General features: G+C 63.5%; 10 protein-coding genes and 2 pseudogenes. 7 read left to right on the forward strand and 5 right to left on the reverse strand.

All coding sequences use genetic code 11. The annotated features are described in order from the left end of the window. Positions 1 to 176: 176 nt before the first annotated feature. Positions 177 to 2,003 carry a hypothetical protein gene (locus tag ACRWNM_RS20150; RefSeq protein ID WP_431969587.1) on the forward strand — a complete coding sequence of 609 codons (1,827 nt, stop codon included), beginning with the start codon at positions 177 to 179 and terminating at the stop codon, positions 2,001 to 2,003. An 11-nt stretch (positions 2,004 to 2,014) separates the two neighbouring features. Beyond that, a complete protein-coding gene (locus ACRWNM_RS20155; RefSeq protein ID WP_431969588.1) occupies positions 2,015 to 2,767 on the forward strand; it encodes an ESX secretion-associated protein EspG in 753 nt (250 codons plus the stop codon). A gap of 431 nt (positions 2,768 to 3,198) precedes the next feature. Here the strand turns inward: ACRWNM_RS20155 and ACRWNM_RS20160 are convergent. From ACRWNM_RS20160 to ACRWNM_RS20170, 3 genes and pseudogenes are all read right to left on the reverse strand, one after another. Further along, positions 3,199 to 3,881 (reverse strand): annotated as a pseudogene (locus ACRWNM_RS20160) (ATP-binding protein); the annotation flags it as partial. A gap of 214 nt (positions 3,882 to 4,095) precedes the next feature. Continuing rightward, positions 4,096 to 4,544: pseudogene (locus tag ACRWNM_RS20165) on the reverse strand (transposase); the annotation flags it as partial. 493 nt (positions 4,545 to 5,037) lie between these two features. After that, positions 5,038 to 5,319 (reverse strand): hypothetical protein, encoded by a 282-nt coding sequence (locus ACRWNM_RS20170; protein WP_431969589.1) that lies wholly within the window; start codon positions 5,317 to 5,319, stop codon positions 5,038 to 5,040. 290 nt (positions 5,320 to 5,609) lie between these two features. On the opposite strand from ACRWNM_RS20170, the gene ACRWNM_RS20175 reads away from it, so the two are divergent. Next, positions 5,610 to 6,230, forward strand: a complete 621-nt coding sequence (locus tag ACRWNM_RS20175; protein WP_431969590.1) for a hypothetical protein — start codon at positions 5,610 to 5,612, stop codon at positions 6,228 to 6,230. A gap of 242 nt (positions 6,231 to 6,472) precedes the next feature. On the opposite strand, the gene ACRWNM_RS20180 is transcribed toward ACRWNM_RS20175, so the two are convergent. After that, positions 6,473 to 8,020, reverse strand: a complete 1,548-nt coding sequence (locus tag ACRWNM_RS20180; protein ID WP_431969591.1) for a Fis family transcriptional regulator — start codon at positions 8,018 to 8,020, stop codon at positions 6,473 to 6,475. Then, the gene (locus ACRWNM_RS20185) at positions 7,986 to 8,249 is read right to left on the reverse strand and encodes a hypothetical protein (RefSeq protein ID WP_431969592.1); all 264 of its coding nucleotides are present in this window, start codon (positions 8,247 to 8,249) and stop codon (positions 7,986 to 7,988) included. The genes ACRWNM_RS20180 and ACRWNM_RS20185 overlap by 35 nt, the downstream gene beginning before the upstream one ends. A 479-nt stretch (positions 8,250 to 8,728) precedes the next feature. Between ACRWNM_RS20185 and ACRWNM_RS20190 the strand changes: the two genes are divergently transcribed. From ACRWNM_RS20190 to ACRWNM_RS20205, 4 genes are read left to right on the forward strand one after another with little or no spacing between them, the layout of a single operon-like run. Beyond that, a complete protein-coding gene (locus tag ACRWNM_RS20190; protein WP_431969593.1) occupies positions 8,729 to 10,393 on the forward strand; it encodes a hypothetical protein in 1,665 nt (554 codons plus the stop codon). A 35-nt stretch (positions 10,394 to 10,428) separates the two neighbouring features. Beyond that, the gene (locus ACRWNM_RS20195) at positions 10,429 to 12,057 is read left to right on the forward strand and encodes a type I restriction-modification system subunit M (RefSeq protein ID WP_431969594.1); all 1,629 of its coding nucleotides are present in this window, start codon (positions 10,429 to 10,431) and stop codon (positions 12,055 to 12,057) included. Further along, positions 12,050 to 13,291, forward strand: a complete 1,242-nt coding sequence (locus tag ACRWNM_RS20200; protein ID WP_431969595.1) for a restriction endonuclease subunit S — start codon at positions 12,050 to 12,052, stop codon at positions 13,289 to 13,291. The genes ACRWNM_RS20195 and ACRWNM_RS20200 overlap by 8 nt, the downstream gene beginning before the upstream one ends. After that, a complete protein-coding gene (locus tag ACRWNM_RS20205) occupies positions 13,291 to 16,497 on the forward strand; it encodes a type I restriction endonuclease subunit R (RefSeq protein ID WP_431969596.1) in 3,207 nt (1,068 codons plus the stop codon). Before ACRWNM_RS20200 ends, ACRWNM_RS20205 begins: the two co-directional genes overlap by 1 nt. Positions 16,498 to 16,706 lie beyond the last annotated feature (209 nt).

A 16,706-nucleotide genomic window follows, 5' to 3' on the forward strand; every position in this document is an offset into this window, starting at 1 on the left:
GCGCTGCCGACGCCGGAAGTGGTTGCGCTGCAACGGAAACGCGCAAAGCCCTGGAAGGAACCGAAGAGCTCCTTCGACCGGGAGTGATAGGCTCGCCGAATCGAAGTCTGCGATTTTTCGAGGGGGATCCGGTGGGCGGAGCCAACGAGCCGACAGCGCCAACACTACCCGGGCAGGTGACGCTGCCACCCGGTCTCGCGGCCGTCGGACTTCAGGACACTACGGCAGCGCTGAACTCCCAGCAGGCGCAGCAGCGTGCGAACGACGCACAGACCCGCATCCAGAACACCGACGATCACCTCGATGACCTCGGATACGGATCCGACCCGGACTTCGCGAAGACCGAGGATCGCTTCGAGGGAATGACCCATGAGCAGCTGTATGCCGCGGTGCATGGCGAGGGCGGGTTGGACCCTGCGGGTCTCCAGACTCTTCGTAGAGTCTGGATAGACAGCTACTCCGATTTGGTGAACATTTCCACCGTGACATTGGGAATGGGCATGAGCCGAATCTTCGGCAACGGTCTCTGGAAGGGTGCCAGCGCCGACGCAGCCCAAGTTGCCTCCGAACAGTTCAAGCGCGTCACCAACCAGGTCGGGCAGGTGTTCAATTCGGTAGGGAATCGACTGGACGCGGCCGCATGGGCGGCCGAAGCGGTGCGGCTTGCGGTGCAGGCGCCGCCCGCCTCGGTAACGGACGTGACGCCTGATCCGGACAACCAGGTCGAGTCGATTCTGCCAGGACTGATCAACCCGGCGTTCGCCGATCAGGTCGCGACCGAGCGAGAACGCGCTCGGCAGGAGGCCATTCAGGCCCTGAACACCGTGTACAAAGGATCGATACCTCCCCAAGGATCCGGTGTCCCCAGCTATGCAGATGTCCCTCAATCGACCGGCGACAACGGCGTTCCGCCGACCGGCGATCGTCCTGTCTCGAGCGGACCAGGAACGAATTCGCCTACTGAGAACGGCCCGCAACCCCAGGATCCAACCGCCCCAGGAAACGGTCCAGACGACACCACCCCCGCCAGCTCTGCGCCGACCGCGACGACCCCGCCCGGCCTCGCGGGGCAACCTCCCACCACAAACACATCTCCTGTCACCACATCGACGACACCTTCGGCGACGAATACCGGTCCAGGCGGCCCAAGCCTGACCTCGCCCGGCCCGAGGCTCGGCGATGGGTCGAATGGGCCCGGCAACATCGGTTCACGCCCCGGTGGTCCGGGTTCATCCATCCCTGGTCTTCCCGGATCCGGCTTGCCCGGCGTCAACAGCCCGAATGCGACCGGTCCCGGTGCTCGCGGGGGGATGGGCGCTCGGGCAGGGATGGGCGGCTCGATGGGACCGATGGCTCCAGGTGCGGGTGCTCAGCGACGCAAGGAAGACGAGTCCGAACATCGTGCGCCCGACTACCTTCGCAGGGTGCACTCCGACTGGACCGACAACCTCGAGGTTCCAGTCGGAGTTGTCGGCGACGATCAGGTTCCTGGAGCCGACAACCCGTTCCCATCCGTCGGCTCGGCTACCTCACCTGCACCCAACGCTGTCGCGCCAGCCCGGTACGCGCATCAGTACGCCGACGATTACGCCACGCCCAGTTCGGCGAACTCATCGTCTGCACCTGCGGCGGAACCGAGCCGTCCAGTGCCTGTGATGTATCCAGGCAGCGCACAACCCGCACCATCGAATTCCGGCCTGCCGGAAGTCCGGCAACAGGGAGGTGCCGCCGACTCCCCCGGCCAGCACGGTCAGAACGACTCGGCCGGCACTTCGCACGGACCGCGACCGGCGGCGCTCAGCGGCAACGGACCCACGATGGACGACACCCCCGAGACAACCGAGAACACTACCGAGTCCCAGCCCATCAGGCTGTCGGGCACCGGACCAATCATGGACGACGACCCAGCCACGCCCGACAGCAGCAACCAGCCTCAGCCCGTGAGACTGTCAGGCACCGGACCAATCATGGACGACGATCCAGCGGCGGGCACCGGCCGGTGAAAACTCAAACCGTGTGGGAGTTCACTCCCGACGAGTTCGCATGGGTGTGGTCGGAAACCGGACTCGACACTTACCCATACCCCATCAGCATCATCGAAACTCCTACTACCGGAGACGAATACGCCCAGTTGCGCACCGAGATCAGCGCACGCTATCCACACGGAAGCAACCCTGATCTGACCGGCCCACTTCGCGTGCTTGCGAACCCAGACCTGCGTATCGTCTGCGCCGGACAGTTCCACAACTCCGTCAGGCGCCTTCGCTCCCTCGCAGCCGCCATCGGCGACCTCGGAGTTATCCTGTTCCAAAAATCCGGCGCCACAGCAGATTTCGGCGGTTCGATCAAGCTCGTCGTGACGCAACGCCACAGTCTCGGCAAACATATCGCCGCCACCATGCCAAACGTGTCGGCAGGCGCCGCCGGACACATGGTCGGCTACACACCACGAGTCCGCGGCGAACAGCCACCCAGCTCCTGGAAAACCGCGAATACCGGGCAGCAGCCGAGCGAGGAACGAATCCGAACGCTGCTGCGGCTACCGCGAACCGCCGAGGGATACTTTCGTATCGAGCAGTACCTCCACGACCGACGCCCCTACCCTCCAGCCCATGTGAGCTGGATCGACGTCACCGATGCCAATCCCGCCGCCGCCGGTCGGTACTTGATCGACGTCACCCACCACGACACGACGGTTACCCCCGCCTCCGCCGAAGTCATCGCACGGGAGTTGGAACGCCGTGCCGAATTGAACCACCTCTCGTGAATCCAATCCGAACATCAGCTGTGGCTATCTTTCGCACCGACGTCCCGTCGGCGCGGCCGATTTGACTGTGCGGTCAGCTCTCCCGGTACCGTGTGTTTCACCACCCGGACGAATGCATCGTGCATTCGGCGAGGGGACGCATGCAACCGAACGTGCAGCTCCAGCAGCGACGGGAAGCAACACCGTCGCGGGTGGCACCTGGTCAGGTGATGGGCCGCGCCGAGCTAACCAAGGCCGTCAACGCATACATCTGGCGCCAGTTCGGTCAGCGGCGCGAACTCGACGCCCGCACTATCGCCCGTTACGAACGCGGGACCGTCCGCTGGCCCAACAAGCTTTACCGGGAAGCCTTCCGCGCCTGTCGACGTTCACGATATTCCCGGCGCGTTCGTTCACGGAGTTGGGCAGGTGATGGGGTCCTGGGTGATGTTCTACCCGACCTCTTTCTTCGGTGTCTTGGATTCGTCTGCGCCGCCGGGGCGCTTGTTTGGCCGGTAGGACGGCCCGTTCATGAACACCTGATGACTGGTGTTGATCAACCGGTCCAACAGTGACTCTGCGACATCGGGATTCGGGACAGCGGATACCAGTCGACCGGTGATCTGTTCGAGGTCAGGATCAGCGATCCGCCCGAGGTCGACCGTTTGGAGATCAGCTCGTAGAGGTCATCGGCCTGGGTCGCGGTCAACTCCCGCATGCCAAAGTCGTCGAGGATCAACACCGGCGGGTGCACGAATTCACGCAACCGTTTGTCCCAGGTGCGATCGGCGTAACCACCGGCCAACATCGCCAGCAGCCGACTGGTCTTGGTGGACCTCACCTCAGCACCCTGACGGATCGCCAGATGTCCAAGTCCTTGCGCCACATGGGTTCTGCGTACTCCGACCAGGCCATACAGGACTACCGACTCGCCGACCGGCAGCCACCGCAGCGCCGCGAGATCACGGATCTGCGCCGCCGGGAGTTTCGGGCTGGCGGCGAAGTCGAATTCCTCCAACGTGACTTGCTGTTCGAAATGGGCGCGGCGGATCCGGCGGGCGATCGCTTGGGACTCGCGGCGGGCGATCTCGTCGTGACAGAGCACTTGCAGGAACTCGATATGCCCGAGGTCGCCGGTTGCGGCGACGTCGCTGCGTTTGACGATCTCGATGGTGTAACCGAGTGTGTGTTGGGCACGGGTCACGAGTTTGCCGGTTTCGAAGTTATCCCACGCAGGTGGGTGGTCGAGCGCACACTGGCCTGGATCTTCCAGCACCGCCGCTGTGTTCGCGACTACGAACGCCTGCCTGAACACCACGAAGCCATGGTCCAGTGGGCCATGATCATCCTCGGCCGTCGCCGATCATCACCAGCAGACACAGTTTCTCCTGCTCCAGACGGACTTGGTGTGGATGCCGTCGACTCATAGATGGACATAGTCCGTGCCCGACAGATCCCGGGCCGCGAAGGCACCGGCCTCGTCCTGCCACTGGCCGCTCATCCGGGTAATCGACGCCGCCGACAGCCCGGCACCCGAGCCCAGGAACTGTTCCAAGGCCGGGCCGAAGTCGCCGGTCGAGCGCCCGTGCAGATACAACAGCGACAGCACCTCGCTGATCTGCGGCGATTTGCGTGCCAGGCGGGCAGGATCGCCGAGGAAAACCGTTTACGCTCACCGGTTTCCGCGTCGGTGCGCTTGTCGTTCACGCGCGGCGCGCGGACGGTGACCGCGCCGGGCGGCGGTGAACACCTGCCGTTCGCCGTGGTAGCCGTTGCGCACCACCAGCCGGTGCCCGTTCGGGCGACGGTAGCCACAGCGGGTACACAACCGCCCAGGTGGCACCAGGCCGAACAGAATCCAGAACCAAAACGGGGGGTAAACGGGGGGCCCGACACAAAAACAGGTCAGGCCCGGTCTGAGACCGGGCCTGACCTGCTATTTCTGTGGAGCTAAGGGGACTCGAACCCCTGACCCCCACTCAGCAGTTCGGGTATCTCATGATCACCGCTGGACCAGCCTACAGTTGATAGTCGGCTTCGATCCTCAGCTGACCGCGCGAAAAACGCAGGTCGTCCCCGTTCCCATCTTCGATGTGCCCCGCCGAGGGCACCAACCCGCGCATCATTTGCGCAGGTCAGGGCAATGCAAGCGGAGTTTAGGTAACTGGACCTCACAAGAAACCCCAGGTCACGCGTCGCAGGTTCGAGCCCTAGGCGCGCACGACACACCGACCAAACTGCCATGACACGCCGATCAACCAAATCGCCTGCCTGGCCAGCACCGCCCGGATTCAGCTCACACCGCCGCCGTCTCCATGATCGCGGAGCCAGACCAACAGCTCGGCAATCGCCTTGGCCTGCACCGCGGCGAGGCGCTCTCCTTCCGCGCCGTCGACATAGCGAATCTCGAACGACGCCGAGACGCCACCGTGCGCACCAGGTAGCTCGCCCAGACAACCACGACTGACATCCTGGCCTTCCGCTCTTGTGGTACCAGCCAACCCCTGACTCGGCGATACTTCCGACCCCGATGTCGTCGAGTCGGCGGGATCGACCTGTTCCTCGCCAGCCATACCGACAATTGTCGGCCATCCACGCACCGAGCGCGGGCAACTACACGAACGTTCTCGCCGACAAGCTCACACAACGCGGTCCGACTACCCACACTTCGCGACGGCAGCCGATGACCGTCGTGAACCCGGCTCCATGCAAGTAACCGAACTCGACGCTGTGCTGAATGCCTGGAGTAGACCAGGCTTTCGACGCTCGCGGCCATCCACCGAAGGCCCTACGATCAGCGGCACGGGTTGCGTGCCGCTTCGCCTGTGGCAGGCGAACCAGGGATGCACGAGGGGAGCCCACTGTGGAGAACATCGACATCGAAGCCCTGCGGTCGGCATTCCGGAGCACCGTTGGTGACGAGGCAGATCCGGTGCTATTTGCCGCAGCAGCGATCGCTCAACGGGCGTGGCGCAACTCCGAGGTCGAGCTCGCTCACGCCAGTGGCGGATTCAACCGGATCGGCGACGGCGAGATGTTCGCCGCGAACGTCGTGATGTTCCGGATCGTGCGTGATCATCTGGGCATGCCCGGGAGTGAGTGGTCAGAGCTGGCATTGGAATTGATTCGGACAGACAGAGTGATCGCTGGCCGCACGGTCGCCGACCTCCTCGGCACCCTCTACGAGCCTTGGACCCACACCGTCACCAGCGTGTTCGACACCTGTTCGCAGATCGAGTGCCAGCACGGACGCGACTACTTGATCGCTATGAACGCCGCGCTGGCGTCCGTCAGCGTCCGTGACACGGACTGGGGGATGCCGCGATGGCCCGCTGTGGTCGAGGCTTTCGTCAACGACCTCGACAGTACGCCGCCAGTGAACACTGAGGATCTCCGTCGCGGGTTACTGACGGCTCCTGACACGCTTGGAGGCACAGTTCTTCAGTGGTGTATCGACAAAGGAATCGGATTCACCCGTACCTGAGACCCGCGCGGGGCACTCACATCTTCGGCGCAGTGAACCCGCGCGCCGATGCGCGCGCTTCGGGCAGATGGTGCGGGCCTTGCGGATTCCCCTTGACGACTGGCAATTCTGCCTCCGAACGGCGCCGCCTGGGGCATCGGCTCGGGGTGCAGCAGCGTTTCGCGGTGAGCAAGTGCCCTTTTCGGGCTCGTACGGCTCAGTCATGGCGAACTCCTGAAAAGGGGATCCAGGGAGGGAGGCACTCAGGCGACGTCGGTGTTGACCATGCCCAAGGGCGTCGGCCCGGCGCTGATGGTGAGGGCGGTGACCGCTTCGGCGAGCACCAATTCGACCTCGGTCGCGAAGTCGGTCACGGTCTTGTCGATCTTGGTGGCCTCACGCCGAATCAGGTCGGCGGATTTCTTTGCGATAGCGAGCTTTTCAAGCTTGGACAGTGCGCTCTGCACCTTCTCGGCAGCGGTCGCCAACTGTTCGCCGCCACTGCGCGCGACCACCGTCACGCTCGCTGTGCGCATCAGCAACACACACGCGCGCAACAGGTCCGGCTCGTCCGTGTCGGGATCGAAGGCGAGCACCACCCGACGCGGGCCGAGCACCCGCAGCGTCTCGCCGCCGTTCTGTTCCGGCGACCGCACGATGCCCAGGGATGCGGCGGCCTGGCGGTTGCGTTCGGCTTCGACGAGGTAGTCGCTCCAGCCCGACCGCAGGGAGTCGGTCATCTCGACCACCACGCGCGCGCCCTCGGCGGTGGTCAGCAGGCCATCGCCCTTCTTGCAGCGCGGCAGCGCTCCGACCATCGCGCCGGTGTCGTAGTACTCGTCACCGAGACCGGCCGCGATGGGTTCCATGAACCGGTGAATTCCCGCGGCGAACGAGTCGCCCTTACGCGGGGTCATCGAGATGAGAGCCGCTTTCGCCTCCCGCACCTTCAGCGCGGCTGTCATCTCCTCGAACCGCTTGGCCAGGTCGGCGTGGTTGGCCATCAGCAGATCGCTCATCTGGAGCTGGCGAGCATCGAGCGCGGCCGTGTGCTTGGCGATCGGCGAAGTCGGGTCATTCAAGTCGAACTGCTTGGTCGCGGTCGTGATCAGTTCCTGAGTGCCGACGGCGGCTTTCATCGTCAGATCGGCGCTGAACTGCTTGAGTACCGGTTCCAGGCGAGCAACCAACTCCGGATCCGACCCGCCAAAGAGCCGATTGACCTGATCGGTGATGTTGGCGGTGGCTGAGTTGACGGTTGCCACCATCTCCTTGCGGCAGTTCGCATCAGCCTCGGCCAACGCCTTCTTGGCGGAATCGACTGTCTTGGTCATCACCGCCGAGGCGTCCTTGGCGGCCTGGCCGGTCAACTCCGCCGCCCTGGCCGCCGATGCGGCGGCTTTCTCACCCACCTCGGCGATCATCCGTTCGAGTTCCTTGGCATCGCTGGCCTGACCGGTGGCGGCGAGCGCGACGGCTCCGCATTTGACCACCTCGGTGATGAACGCCGACAGGTCGGCGGCGGCCAGGGTCTCGGTGTCGTCGACGATCGGACCGCGATGCCCGCTCGTCCAGCGCTGAGCCTCACGCAGGACGTCTCGATCACGCAGGATCAGCTGCTCGATGGCCAGGGCGGTGTTGTTGTCGGTGAAGTGCGCGTTGTGGTTCATGGTTCTCCTCGCGAGGGCGCGTTGGGGAGCGGCGCGACTGGTTGTCGCACCGCACGGTGATAAGCGGGCTTCTCGATCTAGGACAGGCCGAGGGTGAATGTTGTTCTTAGACTGAATCTTCCGTCGCTGCTGCCTGACCATGGCGGTCCTGGCTGGTGAGATGCCAGCCCTGACACAGCGGGCACGGATAGACCCGCTGTTCGCGCCGGTTTGGGTTCGATGCGTCGATCCCGGCGAGCGCGAGGTCGGCGTCGGCGAAGGTGAAGTACTTCAGCTTCCCCGACCCACATCGAGCGATCCGGACCAGCGGCGGCAGCTGCGCCAGATCCGCGCCGGTGTGCAGGTCGAGCTTTCGGCGCACCGCCGCCAATCGGGGCGGGTACTGCCGACAGGGACGGTATGCGCGATGTCCGCTCATGGTGACCTCCTCGCTCGGTGTGCGGTGTGAGATCACCATCAGCTGGCCCACAACAATTGTCGATGCATTTCACTGATAAGCCCATTTATCAGCGCTATAGCTCGATACCGTTCATTGCAGAGGCGTAGTTTCGGTGCCGATCCACGAGGAAGTGAGGGGTACCCATGGACCAGCCGACCACCGAACCAACGCTCACGCTGCAAGACATCGCCGACCTGGCAAAAGTCGAGCGGGCTGTGGTGTCGATGTGGCGTAACCGGGAGTCGGTTCGTGGGCAGCTCATCCCGTTTCCGCAGCCGGTTGCCGAGGTCGGCGGCATCGCTCGCTTCGACCGATCCGAGGTGGTCGACTATCTCGAACGCACTGGCCGGGGCAAGAACGCCGAAGCCCGCTTGGACGCCGCGACTGTCGGCGCTCCCGAAGGCTGGTCCTTGGAAGACCTGGTGACGTTGCTGTGCGTGCGACACCTGGTCGGCGACCTGGCCCACCTGACCGACGAGGAATGCGTCGACCTCGCCCAGGAGCTCGATCCCGCCGACGAGTCATTCGCCAGCGAGATCGCGGCCCTCGCCGACACCGGCGCGGCACGGGTGTTCATCGACGGCTTGATGGCGGCGAGCTTCGGTGGGGTGGACGCCCTCGCCAAGCTCGAATCCTCCCGTGCCGGACGTGAACTCGCGCTTCGGGACCTCACCTCGGACACGATCGAACTGCTTGGCACCATTATCGGCGCGTGTCGAACCGAACTGGGTACCGACGGTGTGCACCTGGTCTCCGGCGGTGACGCACCGACGATGGTACTGGCTCTGTCCGACGCGGACCCCGAACTTGAGATCCACGCGATCGGCGACAGTCACGACGCACGTGCTTTGCGACGCCGCATGGTGATTCGCGAACAGGAACACACCATCGAGGTCGGTCCCCGAGTCCGGTTGCTGTCGGTGGTCGGCACCGAGTCAGCTCAGGCCATCGACGACGTCGACTACACGCTCCTTGGGCTCGAGTACGATGAGATCGCGGTGATCATCGGCTCGGCCGCAGTATTGTGCGACGCGATTCCGCGCGTCGGGAAACGGCAGAACACCCTGGAGGGTAAGCGGGCGGAAACCCTAGGTTCTGGTGGCCTGATCGCCGCGTTCAAGCTGCCCCGCGGGCTGTGGAAGGAGGCTCACCGGCAAGCACTCGGCGTCTGGGTATTCCACGGTGGCGCCAAGACCAGCCTTCCCACCGTCGCCGACCTCAGCACCGTGCGGCCAACTGAGCTCGACCACGACGCTCTCGCCGCTGACTTGGCCGCAGCGTTCGGCGATCGCACCGACCGGGAAGCGCGTGCCTACCGTTACGGCAAGGAAGTCCCGCTCAGCGACATCCGAGCCGGACACGCGGTGGTGGCACCGGGTGCTTTGGCGGGGCGACTGCGCGCGCCTGAGACGATCGACGACCTGAACCGCGTCTATACCGCCACCTTGGTCACCTCCGAACCCGATCCGGGTTTCGACGTGCACGCCCGCGCCGCGGCGAGCTCACGCGAGATCGTCCAGCGACCACTCAGTGAGCTGTCGAGACTTGGACTGGTACACCTTCGCACCGGCAATCGGATCGACCCGTCACACGGCAGCCCGGAAGGCACTATGACAGTGTTGTCAGCACACAACGGCGTCGAAGCGTTCCGGCTCGACCCGTTGGATGCGCAACGTCTCTATCCGCGCGCGAACCGCACCGAACCCGGCGATGTCGTCTTCAGCGATCACCCGCCGCGCGCGATCGTCGACCCTACTGGCGGAAGTCGGGTGCTGTCACCGTCGCGGATCCTCCGACTGGCACCGGGGGCCGGGATCGGGCCGTATACCTTGGCCGCGCTCATCAACGATGTGCCAGCCCACCACACCGACTGGCGTGCCTGGGCGGTGCCACGTCTGCCCGACGAGGAATCCGAGCGTCTGGAGTCGGTGCTCGCCGAGGCCGCCGATTACACCAGACGCCTGCGCGCGCGGCAGGATGCGATGGAGGATCTGTGCCGCGCCCTGATCAGCGGGATCGGCGCTGGCACGGTGAGCCTGGATGTCCCGGCAACAAAGGCTGGAACCCGGGCATGAAAGACATTGTCGGACAACGAGGAGAGGAGTCCCGGGTGCCCCCGAGGACGAGGAAAACCGATGTGGCGCAAGCACCGTCGACCATGAAGGAGCTCAAGGACACGCTATGGAAGGCGGCCGACAAGCTCCGCGGGTCGCTGTCGGCGGCGCAGTACAAAGACGTGATCCTCGGTCTGGTGTTCCTCAAGTACGTCTCCGACGCCTACGACGAACGTCGTGAGGTCCTGCGTACCGAACTCGGCGGCGACAATGCCGATCCCGTACAACTCGAGATGGACCTCGACGACCCCGACGAATACCAGGGCTACGGGGTGTTCCTGGTGCCCGACAACGCGCACTGGGACTACCTGTCGAAGTACGCGAAGGGCCGCAACGAGCCCGGCGAGTCGCCGAAGTCGATCGGCCTGCTCATCGACGAGGCCATGGACGCGATCATGGGAGCCAACGAGTCGCTGCTCGGCACCCTCCCCCGCATCTACAACCGCGACAACATCGACCAGCGACGCCTGGGCGAGCTGGTCGACCTGTTCAACAGCGCCAAATTCAGCCGCCACGGCGACCAGAAGGCCCGCGACCTGATGGGCGAGGTATATGAGTACTTCCTCGGCAACTTCGCCCGCGCCGAAGGCAAACGCGGCGGCGAGTTCTTCACCCCACCCAGCGTGGTCCGCACCATCGTGGAAGTACTCGAACCGAGCAGTGGCCGCATCTACGACCCGTGCTGCGGATCGGGCGGCATGTTCGTGCAGTCGGAGAAATTCGTCGAATACCACGAGGGCGACGCCCAAGACCTCGCCGTCTACGGCCAGGAAGCCATCGAGGAAACCTGGCGACTGGCGAAAATGAACCTCGCCATCCACGGCATGGACAACAAGGGCCTCGGCGCCCGCTGGGGCGACACCTTCGCCCGCGACCAACACCCCGGCGTAGCCATGGACTACGTCATGACCAACCCCCCGTTCAACATCAAGGACTGGACCCGCAATATCGAAGACCCCCGCTGGGTCTTCGGCGTGCCACCAGCCAATAACGCCAACTACGCCTGGATCCAACACGTGCTCTACAAGCTCGCCCCGAATGGGTCCGCCGGCGTGGTGATGGCGAACGGGTCGATGTCGTCGAACTCGAACGGAGAGGGCGACATTCGCGCTCGCATCATCGAAGCCGATCTAGTGTCGTGCATGGTCGCCATGCCAACCCAGCTGTTCCGGTCGACCGGGATTCCGGTGTGCGTGTGGTTCTTCGCCAAGGACAAGAAGGCGGGGCGTAGCGGGGCCGTGGATCGGCGCGGGGAGGTGCTGTTCATCGACGCCAGGGAGCTCGGGTACATGGTGGACCGGGCCGAGCGGGCGTTGTCGGAGGAGGACATCGCGAAGATCGCGGATACGTATCACGCTTGGCGCGGGACGCAGTCGGCGATAACCAAAGGCCTGACGTACGAGGATGTGCCGGGGCTCTGCAAGTCGGTGACGACCGACGACATCAAAACCGCCGAGTACACCTTGACTCCCGGACGGTACATCGACGTCGCCGACGATTCAGCTGATGGCGAGCTGATTGACGTGAAGATCGACCGCCTGAAGCGCGAACTAATCACCGCACTGGATCACTCCGAAACGATTTCTGGTGCTATTCGTGATCAGTTGGAGCGTATCGATGCCTGATCGATCAGTTCGCCTTTCTGAACTGGCACAAAAGAACTGGATTGAAGTTGGCGCAGGTCGGCCTAGGTCAGCTGTTCTGGATGGATACTCACTACCGATACTTCGGGTTGCGGATGTCCTTGACGGCACTATAGCTGCGACCCTCCGAGGCGCGGAAGACATACCTGAAGAACGGCTGAGCAATCCGAAGATTTCCCGCCCAGGCGATGTCGTTTTGACCGTCAAAGGAACTGTGGGCAGGGTTGCTATCATGCCCGCTGAAGGCGTGCATTTTGCTTACAGTCCGCAACTATGCTACTTCCGCCCATCGAATGACGGGCCGTTGATAGCGCGGTACCTGTACTACTGGTTCAAGAGCACTGAATTCTGGAAACAGGCCAACGCATTAAAGGGGCAGACTGATATGGCGGACTATATCAGCCTGTCGGATATTCTGTCACTAAAGATTTCGCTCCCGAACATTTCGGAGCAGCGGGCGATTGCGGAGGTGTTGGGGGCGCTCGATGACAAGATTGTCGTCAACAATCGCACTTCCGGCATCGCATCCGATCTAGCTGCATCCCTGTTCCAATCGACGATCGGCGAGCCGGATGCCACCACGCAGTCCAGCATCCGCGCACTTGCCACCGAGGGATTGCTGACTTACGGCGATGGCTACCGCACGAAACGACCCGAACATGGCCAGCCGGGAATGCAGATTATTCGTGCTGGCGACGTCCGCGATGGACGTTTAGTTCTCAGTGGTGACGACTTCGTCAGTAACGACTATTCGGACAAGGTCCGAGCAAAGATATGCCATCCCGGCGATATTGTTCTGACAACCAAGGGAACAGTTGGACGCGTCGCTACCGTGCAGGACAATATTCGCCCCAGCGTGTACAGTCCTCAGCTCTGCTACTTCCGAGTTGCCAAAGATCATAGCTGGCTACAGCCGTGGCTTGCGGAGTGGTTTCGCAGCGCTGACAGGGTTCGCCAGACCGATATCGCGATGCACAAGAGCGACATGGCTCCGTACGTCAACCTTCAGGATGTCGGCTCTCTTCAAGTCCCAATGCCCGCTGAGGGTCCCCATGAGCCAGTAATCGAGCGGCTGAGTTCCCTGCAAAGCCTGGGTCACGTTATCGCGCGAGAAAATGAAGTCCTCGCGACCACTCGCGATGAACTCCTCCCCCTACTCATGTCCGGAAAACTCCGCGTCAAGGATGCGGAAAAGAAAGTGGAAGCGATAGCCTAATGACCGAAAATGTCGGTGTCAGTGAGAACCAGCTCGAGCAGATGATGGTCGAGCGGTTGGGGGATATACACGGGTGGCAGCCGTTGGCTGGCACCGACATTGCCCCGGGTAAAGATTTGGGCCGGGAATCCTGGCAGGATCTCGTGCTGCAGGGTCGACTGTTGGAGCGGATGCGGCTGCTGAATCCTGGTGTGCCGGTCGAGTTTCTGGAGCAGGCGCGGTCGGAGGTGTTGGCACCGAAGTCGCAGGGGGCGATCGAGGAGAACTTCCGGCTGCATCAGATCCTGATCAACGGGTACACCGGGATCAGCTATGTCGATCATCGTGGGGTGGAACAGAATCCGACCATCCACTTCATCGGTGGGCAGGTCGAAGACAACGAGTTCCTCGCGGTCCGGCAGGTCGATGTGCGGTCGCGTGAGCACCGGCGGCGATTTGACGTGGTGCTCTACCTCAACGGTCTGCCGGTGGTGATCGTCGAGTTGAAGAACCCCGGTGCGCAGGCGGCCGACCTGGCGTCCGCGCACGCCCAGCTGGCGACCTATCTCGACGAGTTCCCGATGGCGTTCCGGTTCACTGTGCTCACCGTGATCAGCGACGGTGTCACCGCCCGCTACGGCACCCCGTTCACCCCGTTGAACCACTATTCGCCGTGGAATGTCGACGACAGCGGGGAGCCATTGGCATTCGGCACGCGCATCGAGGACGAGGACGCGGGCATCCAATTGGAGTACCTTGTCGACGGGGTGCTGCAGACCGAACGGTTCCTGCAATTGCAGCGCGACTACGTCGCCTTCGACAAGACCCCGCAGGGCCTGCTGAAGCGAATTGCCAAGCCGCACCAGTACTTCGCGGTTTCCAAGGCTGTCGGCTGCACCATCGAGGCGATGCGCAGCAACGGCAAGGCCGGGGTCGTGTGGCATACGCAGGGCTCGGGCAAGTCGATGGAGATGGAGCTCTACACCCATCTCGTCGGCACCAAGCCACCGTTGAAGAATCCGACCATCGTGTTGGTCACCGACCGCACCGAACTCGACGGTCAGCTTTTCGCCGCGTTCTCGAAATCCGCACTGTTGCAAGAGGAACCGAAGCAGATCAGCAGCCGGGCGGAATTGCGGACCGCGCTGGCGGACCGGCAGACCGGCGGAATCCTGTTCACGACCTTGCAGAAGTTCGGGTTGTCCAAGCAGGAGAAGGAATCCGGGCTCGAGCACCCGCTGCTCTCGGACCGACGCAACGTCATCGTGATCGTCGATGAAGCCCACCGCAGCCACTACGACGACCTCGACGGGTACGCCGCGCACCTGAAGTCGGCGCTGCCCAACACGACGCTGATCGCGTTCACCGGCACCCCGATCTCGTTCGAGGACCGCAACACTCGCCATGTCTTCGGCGAGTACATCGACATCTACGACCTCGCCCGCGCCGTCGACGACGGTGCGACAGTGCGGGTTATCTTCGAACCACGGCTGCCCGAGGTGAAAGTTGCTGCCGAGGTCACCGATGCCGAGATCGACGGTGCCGCCGACGCCGCGGTGGTCGGCTTGGACGACATCGAACGCCGACGCATCGAACAGTCGGTGACCGTGCTCAACGCCCTCTACGGGGCACCCGAACGGTTGAAGAAGGTCGCCAAAGACCTCGTCGAGCACTGGAAGAACCGCCGCGCGGTCATGGACGAGTACATCGGCGGCAACGGCAAAGCGCTGATCGTGTGCGCTACCCGTGAGATCGCGGCGAATCTCTACGAGGAGATCGTCGCGCTCGAACCCGAGTGGGAATCCGACGCGCTGGACCAGGGCGTGATCAAGGTCGTGTACTCCGGCAGCGCCAAGGACCCGCAACCGATCCAGAAGCACGTGCGGCGCGAGTCGCAGAACAAGGCGATCACCAACCGACTCAAAGACGAGAACGACCCCCTCGAGCTGGTGATCGTGCAGAACATGCTGCTCACCGGTTTCGACGCCCCGCCCCTGCACACCCTCTACCTCGACCGGCCGATCCAAGGCGCGCTACTCATGCAGACCCTGGCCCGGGTCAACCGAACCTTCGCCGGAAAACAGGACGGCCTAGTCGTCGCCTACGCGCCAATCGCCGACAATCTGGAAGCCGCGCTCAAGGAGTACACCCGCACCGCAGGCCGCGAACAGCCCGTTCAGTCGACACCCGATCAAGTCGTCGAACTCACCCGGCAACTAGTCGCCCAAATGGACGCTCTGTGCGCCGGTTACCCGTGGTGGACGAAACTCGTCGAAAAGCCCGGACAATTCATGCGCGTCGTCACCAGCACTCTCGAGTACCTTCGATCCCCCACCACACCTGGCAACCAGGTCCCCGCCGGTGACCCGACCCTCGCCGACCGGTTCCGCGATCTCGCCAACCAACTCGGCCGCGCCTGGGCGGTGAGCCGAGGCTCGGAAACCCTGACCGACCTGCGACCCAAAATCCAGTTCTACGAACAGGTTCGGGTCTGGATGGCCAAATACGATGCCGAACAACGCAAAGCCGAAGGCCGACCGTTGCCCGCCGACATCAAACGCGCCCTCGACAAGCTGCTCGCCGACTCGACCGCCTCCGGCCAGATCATCGACATCTACGCAGCGGCGGGCATGCCAAAACCGTCGCTCACCGACCTCACCATCGACTTCGAGCAGCAGGCACGCGAAGCCGAACATCCCCACCTGGCTATCGAGGCTCTCCGCGACGCTCTGACCGCTGAGGTCGGCCACAGCACCCGCAACAACCTGGTCCGACAGAAGGCTTTCTCCGAACGCCTGCGCGAACTGATGAACAAGTACACCAACCAGCAACTCACCTCCGCTCAGGTCATCTCCGCGCTGATCGAGCTGGCCCGGGAAGCGGCGAAAGAGCGCGACCGCGGGGCGACCTTCAACCCACGCCTGGACGAAGACGAACTCGCCTTCTACGACGCCGTCCACGAAAACGAGTCCGCTGTCATCGAATTGGGCGACGATGTTCTTGGCGATATCGCCCGAGAACTGGTCGCCGTGATGAAGCGTGACGTGAAGACCGACTGGACCGTCCGCGACGACGTCCGCGCCAAACTCCGCTCGACCATCAAACGCCTACTCCGCAAGTACGGCTACCCGCCGGACAAGCAGCCCGCCGCCATTCGCCAGGTCATCGACCAAATGGAAGTACTGGCACCGAAGTACGTCGAGGACAAGCGCCTGGCGACGCCATGAGGACCCAAGAGCGCGGCGGGTCAGCGGGCGTGATGACCTCAAGGCTGCGGACGACGATCACGGCGCGTAACAACTACGCCTGTAGGCACTGCTCCATCTCGCTCGCAATCGAGTCTCACCTACTGCTCGAGGTTGACCACATCATGCCGTGTCCAAAGGCGGATTGACTGCGCCCGACAACCCTCCAGCCACTGTGCTGGCGGTGCAAC

This window comes from Nocardia sp. bgisy134, from assembly GCF_965341865.1.
Taxonomy (GTDB): Bacteria; Actinomycetota; Actinomycetes; order Mycobacteriales; family Mycobacteriaceae; genus Nocardia.

Coding starts and splice junctions, on each gene's coding strand:
- ACRWNM_RS20170 (WP_431969589.1), bottom strand. CDS start 5,319: ATGGCTGGCGAGGAACAGGTCGATCCCGCCGACTCGACGACATCGGGG.
- ACRWNM_RS20180 (WP_431969591.1), bottom strand. CDS start 8,020: ATGGTCAGGCAGCAGCGACGGAAGATTCAGTCTAAGAACAACATTCAC.
- ACRWNM_RS20200 (WP_431969595.1), top strand. CDS start 12,050: ATGCCTGATCGATCAGTTCGCCTTTCTGAACTGGCACAAAAGAACTGG.
- ACRWNM_RS20205 (WP_431969596.1), top strand. CDS start 13,291: ATGACCGAAAATGTCGGTGTCAGTGAGAACCAGCTCGAGCAGATGATG.